Annotated in this window: 12 protein-coding genes; 7 read left to right on the plus strand and 5 right to left on the minus strand. The window is 50.9% G+C overall.

All coding sequences use genetic code 11. The features are described from left to right. Positions 1 to 431: 431 nt before the first annotated feature. The 4 genes from ldtD to HC231_RS09415 all read left to right on the plus strand — a co-directional run bounded on the left by ldtD (position 432) and on the right by HC231_RS09415 (position 5,549). A complete protein-coding gene (gene ldtD, locus HC231_RS09400) occupies positions 432 to 2,072 on the plus strand; it encodes a L,D-transpeptidase (RefSeq protein WP_484479026.1) in 1,641 nt (546 codons plus the stop codon). 180 nt (positions 2,073 to 2,252) lie between these two features. Then, complete coding sequence (mepK, locus tag HC231_RS09405) at positions 2,253 to 2,801, plus strand: peptidoglycan L,D-endopeptidase MepK (protein WP_208230741.1); 549 nt, start codon at positions 2,253 to 2,255, stop codon at positions 2,799 to 2,801. Between the two features lie 124 nt (positions 2,802 to 2,925). Then, positions 2,926 to 3,561 carry an MBL fold metallo-hydrolase gene (locus tag HC231_RS09410; protein WP_208230742.1) on the plus strand — a complete coding sequence of 212 codons (636 nt, stop codon included), beginning with the start codon at positions 2,926 to 2,928 and terminating at the stop codon, positions 3,559 to 3,561. 251 nt (positions 3,562 to 3,812) lie between these two features. Continuing rightward, on the plus strand, positions 3,813 to 5,549 hold the full coding sequence (locus HC231_RS09415) for a type III effector HrpK domain-containing protein (protein ID WP_208231280.1): 1,737 nt from the start codon (positions 3,813 to 3,815) through the stop codon (positions 5,547 to 5,549). 86 nt (positions 5,550 to 5,635) lie between these two features. Here the strand turns inward: HC231_RS09415 and HC231_RS09420 are convergent, their stop codons facing one another. From HC231_RS09420 to pncB, 4 genes are all read right to left on the minus strand, one after another. After that, a complete protein-coding gene (locus HC231_RS09420; protein ID WP_208230743.1) occupies positions 5,636 to 6,826 on the minus strand; it encodes an amino acid aminotransferase in 1,191 nt (396 codons plus the stop codon). 427 nt (positions 6,827 to 7,253) lie between these two features. Then, positions 7,254 to 8,339 carry a porin gene (locus HC231_RS09425; RefSeq protein ID WP_281397399.1) on the minus strand — a complete coding sequence of 362 codons (1,086 nt, stop codon included), beginning with the start codon at positions 8,337 to 8,339 and terminating at the stop codon, positions 7,254 to 7,256. Positions 8,340 to 8,633: 294 nt separating this feature from the next. Further along, the gene (gene asnS / locus HC231_RS09430; RefSeq protein ID WP_208230744.1) at positions 8,634 to 10,034 is read right to left on the minus strand and encodes an asparagine--tRNA ligase; all 1,401 of its coding nucleotides are present in this window, start codon (positions 10,032 to 10,034) and stop codon (positions 8,634 to 8,636) included. Between the two features lie 322 nt (positions 10,035 to 10,356). Then, on the minus strand, positions 10,357 to 11,562 hold the full coding sequence (gene pncB / locus HC231_RS09435) for a nicotinate phosphoribosyltransferase (RefSeq protein WP_208230745.1): 1,206 nt from the start codon (positions 11,560 to 11,562) through the stop codon (positions 10,357 to 10,359). A 233-nt stretch (positions 11,563 to 11,795) separates the two neighbouring features. Between pncB and pepN the strand changes: the two genes are divergently transcribed. From pepN to HC231_RS09450, 3 genes are all read left to right on the plus strand, one after another. After that, on the plus strand, positions 11,796 to 14,411 hold the full coding sequence (gene pepN, locus HC231_RS09440) for an aminopeptidase N (protein WP_208230746.1): 2,616 nt from the start codon (positions 11,796 to 11,798) through the stop codon (positions 14,409 to 14,411). A gap of 542 nt (positions 14,412 to 14,953) precedes the next feature. Beyond that, a complete protein-coding gene (gene pyrD, locus HC231_RS09445; protein WP_208230747.1) occupies positions 14,954 to 15,964 on the plus strand; it encodes a quinone-dependent dihydroorotate dehydrogenase in 1,011 nt (336 codons plus the stop codon). A 171-nt stretch (positions 15,965 to 16,135) separates the two neighbouring features. After that, positions 16,136 to 16,705: a cell division protein ZapC gene (locus HC231_RS09450; protein WP_208230748.1), complete on the plus strand. Its 570-nt coding sequence runs from the start codon at positions 16,136 to 16,138 to the stop codon at positions 16,703 to 16,705. Positions 16,706 to 16,713: 8 nt separating this feature from the next. On the opposite strand, the gene HC231_RS09455 is transcribed toward HC231_RS09450, so the two are convergent. Beyond that, a complete protein-coding gene (locus HC231_RS09455; RefSeq protein WP_208230749.1) occupies positions 16,714 to 17,817 on the minus strand; it encodes a YcbX family protein in 1,104 nt (367 codons plus the stop codon). Positions 17,818 to 17,893: the final 76 nt, after the last annotated feature.

Raw genomic sequence — 17,893 nt, forward strand, 5'->3', positions numbered from 1 at the left:
TATGTTTAAAGCCGCTTTTTTGAGCGGCTTTAATTTTTGTCGCTATCGGCTATAGCCAATACGGTATGTATGGCGGAAATAGAGCGGTAAAAATAATCCGGTGACAATAGAAGCAAAAATATTTTTCTCTTTATATACTAGCAGAGAGACTGGCGACATAATTCAGTCTGGCAAGATGGTAATCATCATATTCGATGACATAAAGATATTGCCATTTAGAAAAATAATCATTTTCTCTACGATATTTGAGTTGAACTGTTTTATTTATGCCATCAACGTGGCTTGTCGTGGAAGACATTGTGGTTAATGTGTACAGGGGATAATGGATGTTGTTACATAAACGAAAAACGCAGAGGCTACTGTGGGGTGCTGGTTGTATTTGGGTTTGTAGCCTGTTTCCTTCGTTTTCAGTGCTGGCGACATCATCCGAGATGTTATCTGGCCAATCTAAAGATGTGGGGTTCGTTTCAGCCGAAAACAGCAGGGTAGCCTTGCTATCGGCGTTGCCTAAAGGCGTTGCGCTTCACTATCTTTCCGATTTGTCATCACTATATGCGCAAAATCATATGCAGCCGATGTGGACGGACGCCCAGTCGGTTCAACAGTTTCAACAGCAGTTGGCCGAGTTGGCGATTTCCGGCGTGCAGCCGCAGTTTACGACATGGGTGACCTGGCTTACCGATCCGCAGATAAGCGGATTCGCGCGGGATATTGTGTTGTCGGACGCTATGCTGGGATATTTGCAGTTTGTCTCCGGCGTGGAGAGTAACGGTAATAACTGGCTATACAGCAGTACGCCTTATCGGTTGCAATCGCCTTCCGCAAACGTGGTCAGCCAGTGGCAACATGCTGTGAAGTCAGGGGATAGCGCGGTTTATATCGCTTCACTGGCTCCACAACATTCTCAGTATGCCAAGATGCACCAGGCGCTGAAGGATATGCTGGCGGATAATCATCCCTGGCCGAAGTTAAATCTGCCTGAAAGTTTGCGTCCGGGGCAGTCAAGCCCTGAGATTCCCGTACTGCGGGAAATTCTGCAAAGAACGGGGATGCTGGCGTCATCTGAGTCCATCACATTGTTCAATGATAACCCGGCAACGCCGATGGAGACGAGTCAACCGTTGGATAACCAACCGGCTGACGGCGCGCTTGTCGAATCTGAGAATATCTACAGCGGCGAACTGGTGGAAGCGGTAAAACGTTTCCAGCATTGGCAAGGGCTGGATGACGACGGCGTGATTGGCAAACGGACCCGCGACTGGCTAAATGTATCTCCGCAAATGCGCGCCACGTTATTGGCGCTGAATATCCAGCGTTTACGTTTGCTGCAGGATGACGTTCATACGGGAATTATGGTTAATATTCCCAATTATTCGCTGATTTATTATCAGGATGGCGCGGAGCGGCTGTCATCGCGGGTCATTGTCGGTCAGCCACGGCGTAAGACCCCGTTAATGAGTTCCTCGCTGTATAATGTCGTGGTCAATCCCCCCTGGAATGTCCCTACCACGCTAACGCGTCAGGATATTATTCCCAAGGTAATCCGCGATCCGGGCTATTTGCAGCGTCATGGTTACACCGTATTGGCCGGTTGGAGCCAGGATGCGGAAGCGATTGATCCGATGATGATTGATTGGTCGATGGTATCGCCGGAACGTTTTCCTTATCGTCTGCGGCAGGCGCCGGGAGCGAACAATTCTCTGGGACGCTATAAGTTCAATATGCCTAACTCTGAGGCGATTTATCTGCACGATACGCCGAACCATAATCTGTTTCAGAAGGATATCCGCGCGCTAAGCTCCGGCTGTGTACGCGTCAATAAAGCGTCTGAGCTGGCGAATCTGTTATTGCAGGATGCCGGCTGGAATAATGCCCGCATCTCTTCCACCCTGGAACAGGGCAATACCACCTATGTATCCATCAAACACCGGATTCCGGTCAGCCTGTATTATTTGACGGCATGGGTCGCTGATGATGGTAAGCCGCAATTCAGAACAGATATTTACAATTATGATGATACGGCAAGGGCGGGGGCTTTGGTTCTGCCTAAGGCTGGCTTGTTATTACAGTAAATATTGAAAATTCCGCGAATTAGCGCAGGGGATATATTATCCGTTAGGCGGGGGAGCATTGCGATCCTCCGCACTCCTTAGGACAAAGCGGGTTGACTCACTTTTCATAGACGGTTAATGTGCCAGACAGTGCGTTTTTAGGCCTTCATATACCGTTCTTTTATCAGGGTAACCCGTTTTATGGAAGACATTGACAACCATCGCCGTAAATGGCTTGCGCTGGGTGGTGCCGCATTGGGTATTGCGCTTCTTCCCGGTCAGGCTTTCGCAACCTTATCTACTCCCCGTCCACGTATTCTGACTCTTAATAACTTGAATACCGGAGAGCGCATCAAGACCGAGTTTTTTGACGGCCGCCGTTATAATAAAGAAGAACTGTCGCGTCTGAATCATTTTTTCCGTGATTATCGCGCGAACAAAATTAAAACCATCGATCCTAAACTTTTTGATCAACTCTACCGATTACAGGTCATGCTGGGAACTAACAAACCCGTTCAGTTGATTTCCGGATATCGTGCGGTAGATACCAATAATGAGCTGCGCGCTCATAGCAAAGGCGTCGCCAAGCAGAGTTATCACACTAAAGGACAGGCGATGGATTTTCATATTGAAGGCGTTCAGCTTGCCAATCTGCGTAAGGCGGCGGTAAAAATGCGCGCGGGCGGCGTCGGTTATTATCCCCGCAGTAACTTTGTACATATTGATACCGGTCCGGTACGTACCTGGTAGAATGCCATTATTCAGTTTGTCCTGATCGGCTATAAAGTTACATCCCACCGGTTTTCAGCGGCAGTGTCGTAATATAAAGCCAACACGGCCGCAGCTTGAGAGATAAAGGTATATTGGGAGCAGAATGAAGTATCAAATCGTCCCCGTTACGGCATTTAGCCAAAACTGCACGCTCTTATGGTGCGAAAAAACGCTTGAAGCGGCAATCGTCGATCCTGGCGGTGATGCGGATAAAATAAAACAGGCGGTTGCCCAGGCTGGTATTACGGTTAAGAAAATCCTGCTCACTCATGGTCATTTGGATCATGTCGGCGCGGCGGCTGAACTCGCTGAATACTACCAAGTTCCGATCCTTGGCCCTCAAATCGAAGATACATTCTGGCTGGAGGGGTTGCCGGCGCAGAGCCGTATGTTTGGTCTAAGCGACTGCAAGACGCTGACGCCTTCCCGCTGGCTGGATGAAGGCGATGAGGTCAATATCGGCGACGTTACGCTTGCCGTGTTCCATTGTCCCGGTCATACGCCCGGACATATCGTCTTTTTTGATGCCGTATCGCGTTTGGCGCAAGTCGGTGATGTGATTTTCAACGGCGGCGTGGGCCGTAGCGATTTTCCGCGCGGCGATCACCAGGCGCTGATTGCTTCGATTCGCAATAAGCTGCTTCCGCTGGGGGATGACGTGACCTTTATCCCGGGACATGGGCCGATATCAACGTTTGGTCAGGAACGCAAAACCAATCCGTTCATCAAGGGGTTGTAGTTACCCGGTCACTTATACTGGATAAGGCCACAGTTGCTCATTGACGCTGGATAGCGGAAAAACGCGGTTATTCAGCGACGGACTTGAGCGTTATGTCTTGTGGCCTTCATTTTTTACTCTCCTTCAAACCATCCACTCTCCCTTTCATTTGCCGCCTGTATTTCCGCCAGACCGATTTCTGAAGATGCGATCGGAACTCAGCTGCGTTTTTCCCCACCCAAAGAGTACGGATGTATTGGTTAATAAGGAGAATGGATGTGGTGAGTCGTATCAATAGCAGCGGAAATATCTGGCCGGGAGTCACTGTTAATACTCATGACGTCGCTGCGCCAATGGCCCGCGCTTCGTCTTCGGCAGGGGCGGCCATTGAATTTGGTCAATCAGCGCATCCTCCTGCGTCGTCTGTTTCTAGTTCAGCGCAATTCGATCTCTTACAACGTCCCGCCGCGTCAGCCCCGGTAGGGAAACCCCATTTACCGCTTTCTGGCGAAGAGAAGGTAATTGACGGTAGTTTTCTGGATCAATCCAAGTACAGCATTACAAAAGCGCTAAATAAGTGGCAACCGCTGCTCGAACATTTACCCGAAGGCGAACGGGGCGCAGCGGCACAGCAGTTGAACCGCCCGCTGGCGGCGGCGAGGATGCTGCTTGACGGCGGTCCGGGTGCTGATAAAGCGATGGCGTATATCCGGCAAAATCCGGCGCTGTTGACCGCGCTGGATACCGGCAAGGATGGCGGTAAGGCTGATGGTTATATCTCTCGCCGGGATATTAAAAGCTTTATCAAAAATATGGAGAAACGGACCGAAGATGCGCAGGATAGTCTGCGGCAATATAACGAGGCCCACCCGGACGCCGACGCCCAGTCACGACGGCTCGTTCAGTCATCGGCAATGTTATTGGCCAATGCCCCGTTGATTCAGGCAGCCGATCCGGCGAAATCATCCGCTAATGCGCAACCGACAGAAAATAAACGTACATCCACATTGACCGATCTTCAGGCTATTGTGAATGACAACCCGGCGCTGTCGCTCATGTTGCATTCGGCGGCCAAATTATGGTCGCATCCCGGCCTGTTTGGCGAGCTTGAACATGCGGATGTCAAAGGCGAGAAACTAGCCCGGGTTGCGCATGACGGTAAGCTGATGTTCAAGGACATCAAAAGCTGGATAAAAGATCGGGCTCCGTCGGATCCGCAACAGGCGTCGGGGACTTTTCATAATGCGGCGGCGCTGGGGCTAGCGGCGAAAACCGATATATCCGCTCTGGATGAGGATGTTTTTGACCAGCCCCGGAACTATAGCGGATCCCAGAAAGCGGCGACGTTGATCAAGCTTCAGCAGACGCTTGAACAGGTGATTGCGGGCCGGCAGTATCGTGACACGTCGCAGACGGAACAGGAACTGATGCAGCATATCGAAACGCTGCAGCAGGATAGCGACGTTATTCGCCATTTTGAACAGAACGTTCCCCAGGAAGCTCTGCGGCTGCAATTATCCGATGCCGAATTAGCTCAGGCGCTATTGGATAAGCCTGCCGCCTTTTTGACATCATCAAATGGCTACCCGTTGCCGTCAACGCAGAAAGAGAACGAGCGGCCAGGCATAAAAAGCGCGCTTGATATGGCAGAAAACGGACTGCATAAAGCCGTCAGCTTTAGTCAGGCATCCATGCACACGACCGATCTGACCAAGGCCGCCGGTAATAAAGTGGTAGTCGGGCTTGTTGAACGTGCGGGTACGGCCGTGGTCGGTAAAGTGGTTGGCGCAATAGCCGGCGAAGCAGCCGGGGCCGCCGCCGCATCGGCGGTGGGGGCAGCCGCAGGCCCGGTTGGTTGGGCCGTGAGCGGGGCGCTTGCGCTGGGGATGGGTATCGCCGATCTGGTAGGCTTTTTCAACGCGAAAAGTAAGTTGAGGCACCGACGTGCGGATTTTGCGCGCACGGTGAATCCAGTTCTGGAGCAATTTAATATAGCCAAGCCGCGTTGAATTTCACGTGTTAGACAGACGCCGGGAGCCAGAAATAGTAAAGCCAGCCGCAAGGCTGGCTTTAGAGTTATATGCGTATCAATGCGTTATAGAACGGCAACAATGGCTTCGCACAACGGAGCCATATTTTCCGGCGTCATGCCAGCCACGTTAATACGACCGGAATTAACGGCATAAACGCCGAATTCGTCGCGTAAACGCAGAACCTGCTCTTTAGTCAGCCCGCTGAATGAGAACATGCCGTTTTGATTAATAATGAAAGAGAAGTCCTGTTTGGCGCCTTTCTCCTGCAGCGTATTAACAAACAGCTGACGCATACGTTGAATACGTTCACGCATTGCCGTCAATTCCTGCTCCCAAATGGCGCGCAGAGCATCATTGGACAGAATGGTGGCAACGACGGCAGCACCGTGCGACGGCGGATTAGAGTAGTTTGCGCGAATGACCGCTTTCACCTGGCTGAAAATTTTATCGGCGGTGTCGGCATCGGCGGCAACCAGCGTGCAGGCGCCCACACGTTCATTGTATAGGCCGAAGTTTTTGGAGTAAGAACTGCAAACAATCAGCTCTTTATGCTTTTCAGCAAAGATACGCAGACCTTCAGCATCTTCTTCCAGCCCACGGGCAAAACCCTGATAGGCGAAATCAAATAGCGGCAACCAACCTTTTTCTACAGAAAGCTCGGCTAGCTGCGACCACTGTTCAGCCGTAGGATCGATCCCCGTCGGGTTATGACAGCAACCGTGGAACAGAACGACATCGCCAGCCTGGGCCGCTGCGAGGCTGCTTAACATGCCGTCAAAGTCTAATGAATGATTGGCCGCATCATAGTAATTGTATTCACAAACTTCCAGACCGACGCTGGAGAATACGTTCTTGTGGTTCGGCCAGCTAGGGTTGCTTATCCAGATACGTTTTGCGCTGGTCTGTTTAGCCAGAAAATCGGCGGCAACGCGCAGGCCGCCCGTACCGCCCGGTGTTTGTGCGGTGCGGGCGCGTTTGTCGGCAATGATACTGTTTTCTTTGCCAAACAGCAGTTCTTGGGTGCGCAGACCGAATGCCGGCAGGCCGTCAATGCTCAGATAGTTTTTGGTGGTTTCGTTTTCCAGCAGAAATTGTTCTGCTTTTTTGACGCTGGTTAATACCGGCGTTTTACCGGTTTCATCTTTATAAACACCAATTCCCAGATTGATTTTATGCGGACGCTCATCCGCACGGAAAAGATCGGAAAGTCCGAGAATAGGATCGGCGGGTGCGGCAGAGATATTTTCAAACATTGATTATATATTCCATAGCATGCAGAGGGGTTAAGCACGGTTTCTCAGATTACCGCCAGTAAAAGGCTTTGCCAACCGTTTGCTTGAAAGAATTCGGCAAAAATCAGGCGTGCCGACGCAACGGACGAATAACGGGACGTTCGCGCGGCGATGCGGGCCATAATTCGTACTGCGACGGTTATAGCGACCACATTGGATGATCGGGGCTGCGCCTTCTGCTCATCGCGGTCTCCTCAGTGAGAGCCTTGATAATCGGCCCGTTTCGTATTTTCAACGCCTAATTCAAATGTTAGCCGACAATTGCCGTTTATTAAAATTACCATCGTCAGCTTCATGCCTATTGATTGACAATAAAAAAGCAGCGCCGAAGCGCTGCTTTTCTTGTGCGGTGTGAGCGATTAACTCGCTACACGCGATATTGCCAAACTTAGAACTGGTAAACGATACCAACGTTAACTACGTCGTTACCGTCGCCGTATACGTTATCGCTGTCGCGCAGGTCGATATCGTATTCAGCGTAAGTGGAGAAGTTCTTATTGAAGGCATAGGTAGCGCCGATGCTAGCGTATTTAACCGCATAGTCGTTACGGCCAGCGTTAGTTGCTGTCGGGCTATCAACCTTGTCTTTACGGGAAACATAGGCCAGAGTCGGAGTCAGGCCGAAGTCAAAGTTGTACTGGGCAACGGCTTCAAAGATTTTGCTTTCATCAGCGATACCATTAGGTCCGTCGATTCTGAAGAAGTTACGAGCTTCACCATAGGTTGCGGCCAGGTATACATTGTTGGCGTCATATTTCAGACCGGTTGCCCAGATGTCCGCTTTTTTACCGCCGATGGCGCCAGCAGTAACTGCACGCTGTTCATTCAGACGATCATAGGAGCTGTAAGAAGCAATAACGCCGATACCGATTTCGGATTCATAGGACAGGGAAGTACCCCAAGCATCGCCGTGGCTGCGAGAGATATTAGTAGACGAGTTTTCGTCTTTAGCCAGGTATTGCAGGCCGAATCCCAGACCATCAACCAGACCGAAGAAGTTGCTGTTACGGTAGGTAGCGGCATTACCGATACGGCCCGTCAGGGTGTCGGTGACGCTGGAATCACCGCCGTTTTCCGGCAGTACGTCGGTATAGCTGATACCGTCATAGGCGATACCCTGGTTACGACCATAGTCGAATGAACCGAAATCGCCAAATTTCAGACCGGCGAAAGCAAAACGAGTTCTGTCATCGCGACCACTCCAGTTATCTTCGGTAGTATTGCCATCGAACTGATATTCGAATTTACCGTAACCAGTCAGTTGGTCAGTGATCTGAGTTTCACCTTTGAAGCCCAGACGAGCATAGGTGTTATCTGAGTTATCACCATCACTACTCTCGAATGTATAACCGGCATGTACGCGACCGGTTAAATCCAGCTTGTTGCCGTCTTTATTGTAGATTTCTGCTGCATTTGCTGCACCAGCTGCTAACAGAGCCGGGATTACCACTGCAAGAATATTGCGCTTCATCATTATTACCCTCATTGGTGTTATGTAGGACACCTGCCACTGCCATAAATAATTCTTGCGGAACTATTCCTGAAAGTTTGGTGTCTTCCTGTGTCTGAACGCAGTTTTCCATTCACCGGCCTGTTAATCTACCCCGAAAATGATACTAACTTCGTAATCGGGTAACAAATGGAAAAAATGTATTTCAAAATGTAAAAAACAGGGAACTTTGTGAGAGATATCTAAGTTTAAAAAAAAGAGCCGAATTTCTCGGCTCTCCTTTTCTACATATTTGTTTTACTTATATTAAATTTTTATTTAAAAGCTGGCGTTCCTCGGCGTCCTTGGAAAAGGGATAACATCGCGCACATTTTGTACACCGGTAACATAGGCCACCAGGCGTTCAAATCCCAATCCGAAACCAGAATGCGGAATGGTGCCGTAACGACGCAGATCGCGATACCACCAGTAGTCTTCTTTGTTCAGCCCCATTTCTTCCATACGCCGATCAAGCTGCTCCAACCGCTCTTCACGCTGGGAACCACCGATAATTTCACCAATTCCCGGCGCCAATACGTCCATGGCGGCGACGGTTTTGCCATCGTCGTTCATGCGCATATAGAACGCCTTGATATCTTTCGGATAGTTTTTAACCACAACCGGCGCTTTGAAATGTTTCTCCGCCAGGTAGCGTTCGTGTTCGGAAGAGAGATCGACCCCCCAATAAACCGGGTTTTCAAATGTCTGACCGCAGTTGAGCAGGATTTCAACGGCGTCGGTGTAATCAATTTGGGCGAAATCAGAGCTGACGAAATTTTCCAGGCGGTTGACCGCATCTTTATCCACACGTTGCGCAAAAAACGCCATGTCATCGGCACGCTCATCAAGAACCGCCTTAAACACGTATTTCAACAGTTTTTCCGCTAGCCCGGCGATATCATCAAGCGAAGCGAAGGCCACTTCGGGCTCGATCATCCAGAATTCCGCCAGATGACGGCTAGTATTGGAATTCTCCGCGCGAAAAGTCGGGCCAAAGGTATAAATCTTGGAAAGCGCGCAGGCGTAGGATTCGCCGTTTAGCTGGCCTGAAACCGTTAGAAAGGCTTCCTTACCGAAAAAGTCTTCGCTGAAATCCACTTTACCTTGCTCGGTGCGCGGCAGATTTTCCAGATCGAGGGTGGATACCCGAAACATTTCGCCGGCGCCTTCCGTATCTGACGCGGTGATCAGCGGCGTTGAAACCCAGAAGTAACCATTTTCGTTGAAAAACCGATGAACCGCCTGCGCCAGCGTATGGCGAACGCGGGCAACGGCGCCGATGAGGTTGGTGCGGGGGCGTAAATGCGCAACTTCACGCAGATATTCTATACTGTGACGTTTGGCCGCCATCGGATAGGTGTCCGGATCGTCAACCCAGCCGACCACGTTTACCGCCGATGCCTGCAATTCGAAACTCTGGCCCTCGCCCGGCGACGCAACGACTTTACCCGTTACTTCGACAGAACAGCCGGTGGTCAGGCGCAGAACGTCATTCTGGTAATTGGAGAGATTATTATTAACCACAGCCTGTAATGGATTAAAGCAGGAGCCGTCATAAACGGCAACAAAGGAGATACCGGCTTTAGAATCTCTCCGGGTACGTACCCAGCCGCGCACGGTGACTTCGCTGTCAACGGCGACACGGCCTTGCAGTACGTCGACTACAGGCACTACGCTCATAAAATTCTCTCTTCAATTAATAGGGATTAAAAACGTAACAGCCCCAATGCGATATTCGGCAAACGCGCCTTAATTCCATAATCGCTGCGCTGCGTTACCAGCGATTCCCGCCTGCGCGGGAATGACGACGATGAGTCTGGGCATAACGCCGCAATAAACGATAGGCAGACTAGCGTTTGCCGGCAACTTTAAATATTGGGGTTTTGCTATGTTACTTGCCGTTAGGCAGGACACAAGTAGAAATCGCCGGAATGTCATAAGTTTTATGCATTCCGGCGAAAGTAGGTCAAAGCTTAGGCAATCGGGATGATATTAGCTTCACTTAACTGGCTTTTCTGACGCGCGGCAAATCAAAGGCTTTGCGCAGTTCAGAGACGAAAGCCTGATCCTGACAAATAGTTTTACCGGGACTGTCGGAAAGTTTCGCCACGGGTTTGCCATTGCACTCCACTAGCTTGATGACGATATTTAATGGGTTAACGCCCGGAATATCGCATGTGAGTCGTGTTCCTATGCCAAATACCAGATTGATCCGCTGCCAGAAATGGCGGTAGATGCTCAGGGATTTGTCGAGGTTCAAATTATCGGAGAACACCAGCGTCTTGCTGAGCGGATCGATGTTCAAACGCTGATAATGGGCGATGGCTTTTTCACCCCAGTCGATAGGATCGCCGGAGTCATGCCGCAGCCCCTGATAAGCGTTGGCGAACGAATAATCGAAATCGCGTAAAAAAGCATCCATCGTAATGCAGTCTGTCAGCGCGATGCCCAACTGATCGGGATATTCGTGTAGCCACATCTGTAAAGCGGCGCGTTGACTGTTGGCAAGCTCCTGGCTGATCCGCTGGTGAGCCTGGAACCATTCATGCGCCTGCGTGCCGACGGGCGCCAAATTTAAGCGCCGGGCCAAATCATAGTTGCTGGTGCCGATTAAATAAGGAAACTCGGCCTGCAACGTACTGACGATCGCGTGTTGCACTTCGCGGGAGAAACGCCGCCGGGTGCCGAAATCCATCAGTTTGAAACGGCTGGTATCAACATCCGCGCTGATGGCGCGGAAATGAGCAAGCGTTTTATGCAGTTGATCAATCGCCTGAGAGGGCTCAACCTGAGGCGAACGGTTGCGATGAACCACCTCGCTAATCACCGCCAGTAATGGAACCTCCCATAAAATGACTTCGCGCCACGGCCCGGCGATACGAATATCCAGTTTGCCGTGATGATTTTTAATACTGACCTGCTGCGGGTTGAAACGGAACTTACGCAGCCAGTCAAGGTAATCCCGCTTAAAAAACGGCAGGGAAGAAAGATAGCGGTATTCTTCGTCGCTCAGAGCCAAGAACCGCATAAGAGCGACCTGCTCGGCTATCTCTTCAGCATAGATTCCTAACAATTCATCACTGCGGCAGCGGAATTCAGCCGCTACATCGACATCATAGTAATGATGATACACCGCCTGCTGCATATGCAGCTTATAGGCATCGGTATCCAGTAATGACGTTAGAATCGGGGAATTGTGTAAAGTCATAATGCGTTACAGCATCCTCGTTAAACGCGCGTCCACTGTCGGGACAATCGGCAAGGTTCGATCAGTATACCCTGCTTATTTAAATATTGCCTTATCACAACATATTGGGGTTCCTAACGCGAGATTCAAATGTGCTCTGCAAGGATTATTATTCTCATTATTTTGTCGTGGTAACATTGACGTAACAGGCATAGACTTAATTCCTGAAGCTTATGACGAGGTGAAAACTTTATATGAATCAACAGCCACAAGTGAAATACCGCCATGACTACCGTGCGCCGGATTACACCATTACAGACATAGCGCTGAGTTTTGATCTGGACGCGGAGAAAACCAGGGTAAAAGCAGTGAGCCGTGTTGTGCGGCAGGGCGAGCAGGGCGCTCCCTTGAAGCTGGATGGCGAAGGCCTGAAGCTGGTGAGTCTGAGCGTTGACGGCTCGTCATGGACGGATTATCAGGAACAGGACGACGGACTGCTGCTGACGCAGTTGCCGGCTGAATTTACGCTGAGCATTGAAACTGAAATCAATCCGGCGGCCAATAGCGCGCTGGAAGGGTTGTATCAGTCCGGTGAAGCGCTATGTACGCAGTGTGAAGCGGAAGGTTTCCGCCATATTACCTATTATCTCGATCGCCCGGACGTGCTGGCGAAATTTACCACGCGCATCACCGCGGATAAGTCGCGCTATCCGTATCTGCTTTCCAACGGCAATCGTATCGCGCAGGGGGATCTGGCTGACGGCCGTCATTGGATCGAATGGCAGGATCCTTTCCCGAAACCCTGCTATCTGTTCGCGCTGGTCGCCGGCGACTTTGATGTGCTGCGGGATCGTTTTACTACCCGCTCCGGACGGGACGTCGCGCTTGAACTATACGTCGATCGCGGCAATCTGGATCGCGCCGGTTGGGCGATGGAGTCATTGAAAAACGCCATGAAGTGGGATGAAACCCGTTTTGGGCTGGAGTATGACCTCGATATCTACATGATTGTCGCGGTGGATTTCTTCAACATGGGCGCGATGGAAAACAAAGGGCTGAACGTCTTCAACTCCAAATATGTGTTGGCGAAGGCCGAAACCGCGACCGATAAAGATTACCTGAATATTGAAGCGGTGATTGGCCATGAGTATTTCCATAACTGGACCGGTAACCGCGTAACCTGCCGCGACTGGTTTCAGCTTAGTCTGAAAGAGGGGCTGACGGTTTTCCGCGATCAGGAGTTCAGTTCAGATTTGGGCTCGCGGGCGGTCAACCGGATTGATAATGTCCGGGTGATGCGCGGGGCGCAGTTTGCCGAAGATGCCAGCCCGATGTCGCACCCGATTCGTCCCGATCAGGTTATAGAAATGAACAACTTCTATACGCTGACCGTGTACGAAAAAGGTGCGGAAGTGATTCGCATGATGCATACCTTGTTAGGCGAAGAAAAATTCCAGGCGGGCATGCGTCTTTATTTTGAACGCCATGACGGCAGCGCGGCGACCTGCGATGATTTTGTTCAGGCGATGGAAGACGCCTCCGGCGTGGATCTGTCCCAGTTCCGCCGCTGGTATAGCCAGTCGGGAACTCCGGTGCTGACTATCCGTGATGAGTATGACGCGCAATCCCAGCAATATACGCTGGTCGTTAGTCAAATGACGCCGGTAGGGGCCGACAAGCAGGCAAAACTGCCGCTGCATATTCCGCTGGATATCGAACTGTACGATAAACTCGGGCAGGCGATCCCATTGCAGAGAAACGGCGAGAAGTTGTCCTCGGTGCTAAATGTTACCGAGGCGGAACAAACCTTTATTTTTGATCAGGTTCCCTGCCAACCGATCCCTTCTTTATTACGTGAGTTTTCCGCGCCGGTAAAACTGAATTATGCCTGGAGCGACGATCAGTTGACGTTCCTGATGCGCCACGCCAGCAATGCGTTTTCCCGCTGGGATGCGGCTCAAAGCCTGTTGGCGAATTATATTCGCCTGAATGTGGCCCGCTATCAGCAAAAACAGGCACTGTCGTTGCCGATGCACGTGGTTGATGCATTCCGCGCCATTCTGCTGGATGAGAAGCTGGATCCCATGCTGGCATCGCAGATCCTGACGTTGCCGAGCGAAAATGAGATCGCCGAATTGTTTGAAACCATCGATCCTGTGGCCATTGCGGCCGTGCGTGACGGCATGGTTCGTGCGATGGCGAAAGAGATGGCTGATGAATGGCTGGCGGTTTATCGCGACAATCTGTTGCCGCAGTATCGTATCGAGCATGAGGATATCGGTAAGCGCGCGTTGCGTAACGTATGTCTGTACTACCTGGCGTTTGGCGATGAGGCTCAGGCTGATAAACTGGTGTCCGCGCAATACCAGCAGGCTGATAACATGACCGACTCGCTGGCGGCGCTATCGGCGGCGGTGAGCGCGCAGCTTCCGGGGCGCGATGCGCTGCTGGCCAGTTTTGACGACCGTTGGCATCAGGACGGCTTGGTCATGGACAAATGGTTTACCTTACAAGCCACCAGTCCGGCTGCCGATGTGCTCGAACGGGTTCGCGGGCTGCTGCAACACCGGTCGTTCAGCTTGAATAACCCAAACCGTCTGCGTTCGCTGATCGGCGCCTTTACCGCATCCAACCCCTCTGCGTTCCATGCGGAAGACGGCAGCGGTTATCGTTTCCTGACCGAAGTTCTTACCGATCTCAATACGCGCAATCCGCAGGTGGCCGCGCGTTTGATCGAGCCTTTAATCCGCTTGAAACGCTATGACGCAAAACGTCAGGCGCTGATGCGTCAGGCGCTGGAACAGTTAAAAACGTTGGATAATCTATCCGGCGATCTGTTTGAGAAAATCGGCAAGGCGTTGCAGGATTAACGCAAGTATCGCTGCTGCGGACCGTCGATACGGCTGACGGTTATAAAATAACGGAGGGGAAGGCAACCCCCTCCATTTTTTTACTCATCCGCGCAACAGCGGGCATCTTCATATCAGACAATCGTTTTACTTTCCTGCGTGATGGAATTACCATTCCCGCCCAGCGCTATACCCGTCATACTTCAAGCTGCAGGTGCGTTGGCTTTATTACTTGGCCCAGTCATGGGCCGCGCTCCGCAGGCGCCGCCGCAAGCGGCGTTCAAATTTGCTCCCGGCAGATTTGTCGCTCACCCAGTCACATACTGGTGTAAGCGCCTGGGGACTAATGAGAGATATCCTGTCTCTCACCGCTGGCTGGTCAACTTCGTTCCTGACGAATTTGCCGCTGCGCCGCCGCGTGACTCAGCCTGCGGCTTCGCCCCCTCGGGGCCAGCGCAAGGGCTGTTCACAACGCCATGCGTTTTGTCCTGCAACTCGAATTATTTAGGGTATAAAGAGTATTGTGACTTTATTCATTTGCGAATGGGATCTCAGGAGACGATATGTTCTATCCCTTTATCAGGAAAGCCTTATTTCAGTTCGATCCGGAACGAGCGCATGAGCTGACCTTCCAACAATTACGCCGTATCACCCATACTCCTTTTGAATTTCTTGTCCGTCAATCTGTTCCCACCAAACCCGTTAACTGTATGGGGCTGTCATTTAAGAACCCGCTAGGCCTGGCCGCCGGTCTTGATAAAGACGGCGACTGTATTGATGCGCTGGGCGCAATGGGATTTGGCTTTATTGAAGTGGGAACCGTCACTCCTCGTCCGCAGCCGGGAAATGATAAGCCGAGATTATTCCGTGTTGTTGAGGCGGAAGGATTGATCAATCGGATGGGATTTAATAATAAAGGCGTCGATTACCTGATCGAGAATGTGAAAAAATCACGTTTTGGCGGCGTATTAGGGATCAATATCGGTAAAAATAAAGATACGCCGGTAGAGCAAGGGAAAGATGATTATCTGGTCTGTATGGATAAGATCTATTCCCATGCGGGATATATCGCAATAAATATCTCCTCGCCTAATACGCCGGGATTGCGCAGTTTGCAATATGGCGAGGCGCTGGACGATCTTTTGCAGTCAATAAAGAATAAACAAACAGAGTTAAATGAGAAATATCAGAAGTATGTCCCGGTGGCGGTAAAGATCGCGCCGGATCTTTCTGAAGAAGAATTGATCCAAATCGCGGATAGTTTGGTGCGGCATAATATTGACGGAGTCATTGCCACCAATACCACGCTCGATAGAAAATTGATCCAAGGATTAAATCACTGTGGGCAGACCGGAGGATTAAGCGGTCGACCTTTACAATTACAGAGTACGGAAATTATCCGCCGATTATCTCAGGAATTAGCCGGGCGCTTGCCGATTATCGGTGTCGGCGGGATTGATTCTTTGATTGCGGCTCGTGAAAAACTGGATGCGGGCGCTACCTTGATTCAGATATATTCCGGCTTTATTTTCCGTGGCCCGCGTCTGATTAAAGATATCGTTACACATATCTAATCATTTTACTCATTCATTTATATCCGGGGGGGTTTATTTATTCCCCCGGCTAGTCTATATTTTACCCAGTCAATAAATAAACTACCAACACCTGCCGGTTTTTTATTGCAGTGATTTGCAATCAGTCATTTCCGATATTGGTGTAACAAACGGCGAAGGGTAAATAATATTATGAAGTTAAAACCTGACGATAACTGGCGCTGGTATTTTGATGCTGAACACGATCGGCTGATGTTGGATCTTGCCAATGGCATGTTATTCCGCTCACGCTTCCCATCCAAAATGCTCACGCCGGATGCTTTTAATGAATGCGCGTTCTGCGTTGAAGACGCGGCGCTATTTTTTACCTATAACGAAAAATGCCAGAAGATGGCGTTAAGCCGCGATCTTCAGGGGGAATTAATATTGAATGCGCTGGTGGCCAGCCGTTTTCTTAAACCGTTGATGCCCAAAAGCTGGCATTTCGTGCAGCAGCCCGCAGATAATATATTTAATCCGCAAACCGGCGATATCGTTCAGGCGCAATTAACCGAGAGCCGTGACCCGGCATATTTTCTGGTTGCGGAAGCCGGCGATAAGGCCAGCCTGTGTCTGCTGGCCCAGGAGCAACTCGATCTCAGCGCTAAAAGGATGATTCTTGGGGATGCGATAAAAATCATGCACGACAGATTATTGCCGGTCGCCATCCAGGATGCGGATAATCAAGGAACATCATCCTTTCAGTTCGCCAAAGTGGTTTAAACGCAACCTTATTGCAGGCTGATATCGCCTTGCGGAATACAGCTACAGGCGAGAATTTCGCTGTTTTTGCCAACTGCGTTGTTCTTTAACGGAGAAACGTTGCCACTGACTAATGTCAGTTTGCAACAACCGCATATTCCGGCGCGGCAAGAGTAGGGAACGCGAACGCCATGCTGTTCCAACTGCTCCAGCAGGATTTGCTGATTGTTTCCCTTCAGGCTTTTTCCCTGATAGTAAATGGTTATCGTTTTTTCGCTTTGCTGCGGCATCGGCATATTTTCCACTACGTCGCCAGCGCCATATGCGCGAGGCGGTTTGGTCGCCAGCACTTCCAGCGTATCGCCAACCCGAATAATCCCGGTATTGCGGGCAATCAAATTCAGACCAAAATCAACGTCGCCGTTTTCAGCGGTACGGAAAGCGCGTAATGTCGCCAGCGGCTCGTTCGCGGGGTGCTTTCTGCCGCGTTCAATACTGACCGTCGTCAGAACGCAGCGGCTACAGGGCTTGACCGCATCGAAAATCACATCGCCGATGCGAATGGTCTGCCAGCTATCTTCAGCAAATGCCTCCGCGCCCGTTACCACCAGGTTAGGGCGGAACTGCTCCAGTTTGATGCCAGCCGGACAACGCTGACGAAGCAATTGAAAAGAGGCTTCATTGATCAATAAAAAAGGGTAGCCGTCGGCAAAAGAGAGCGGAATTTCAGGGCGTTTTTTCACGCGGCGGGACGGTTCACTGCCGACCCAGCGCAGTTGCACCGGCCGTTTGAAATATTGGCTCAGCCAATCATTGATGACGCTGGGAGCGATCTGCGCCGTAAAGTGATTGCCCCAGACTTCGGTTGGCTGAGGCGTAGGCGTGAAATCCGCAAAGCGGACGCCGGCGGTCTGCCCGTCGGGGGCGGAGATAAACAGGCCATCGGGCAGCAATGCTGGAGTAAACAGCATCATTTGCGGATATTGGCGGGCGGTGATAAATGTTCCATCTGGCTCCGTAACCATAAAGGTACGATCGTGCGCCAAACCGCTGGCAGACACCATGGAGTGGGACAACTGTAACCCACGCATGGATTTTACCGGATGAATATAAAGCCGCGTTACGCCAATCACTACCTGCTCCTTGCCGAAGTAAAACGGCAACTTTATGACAAGTGTCACGGATTAGCTATAATGCGCCTCAATTTTC

The organism is Brenneria izadpanahii (genome assembly GCF_017569925.1).
GTDB classification, from domain to species: domain Bacteria; phylum Pseudomonadota; class Gammaproteobacteria; order Enterobacterales; family Enterobacteriaceae; genus Brenneria; species Brenneria izadpanahii.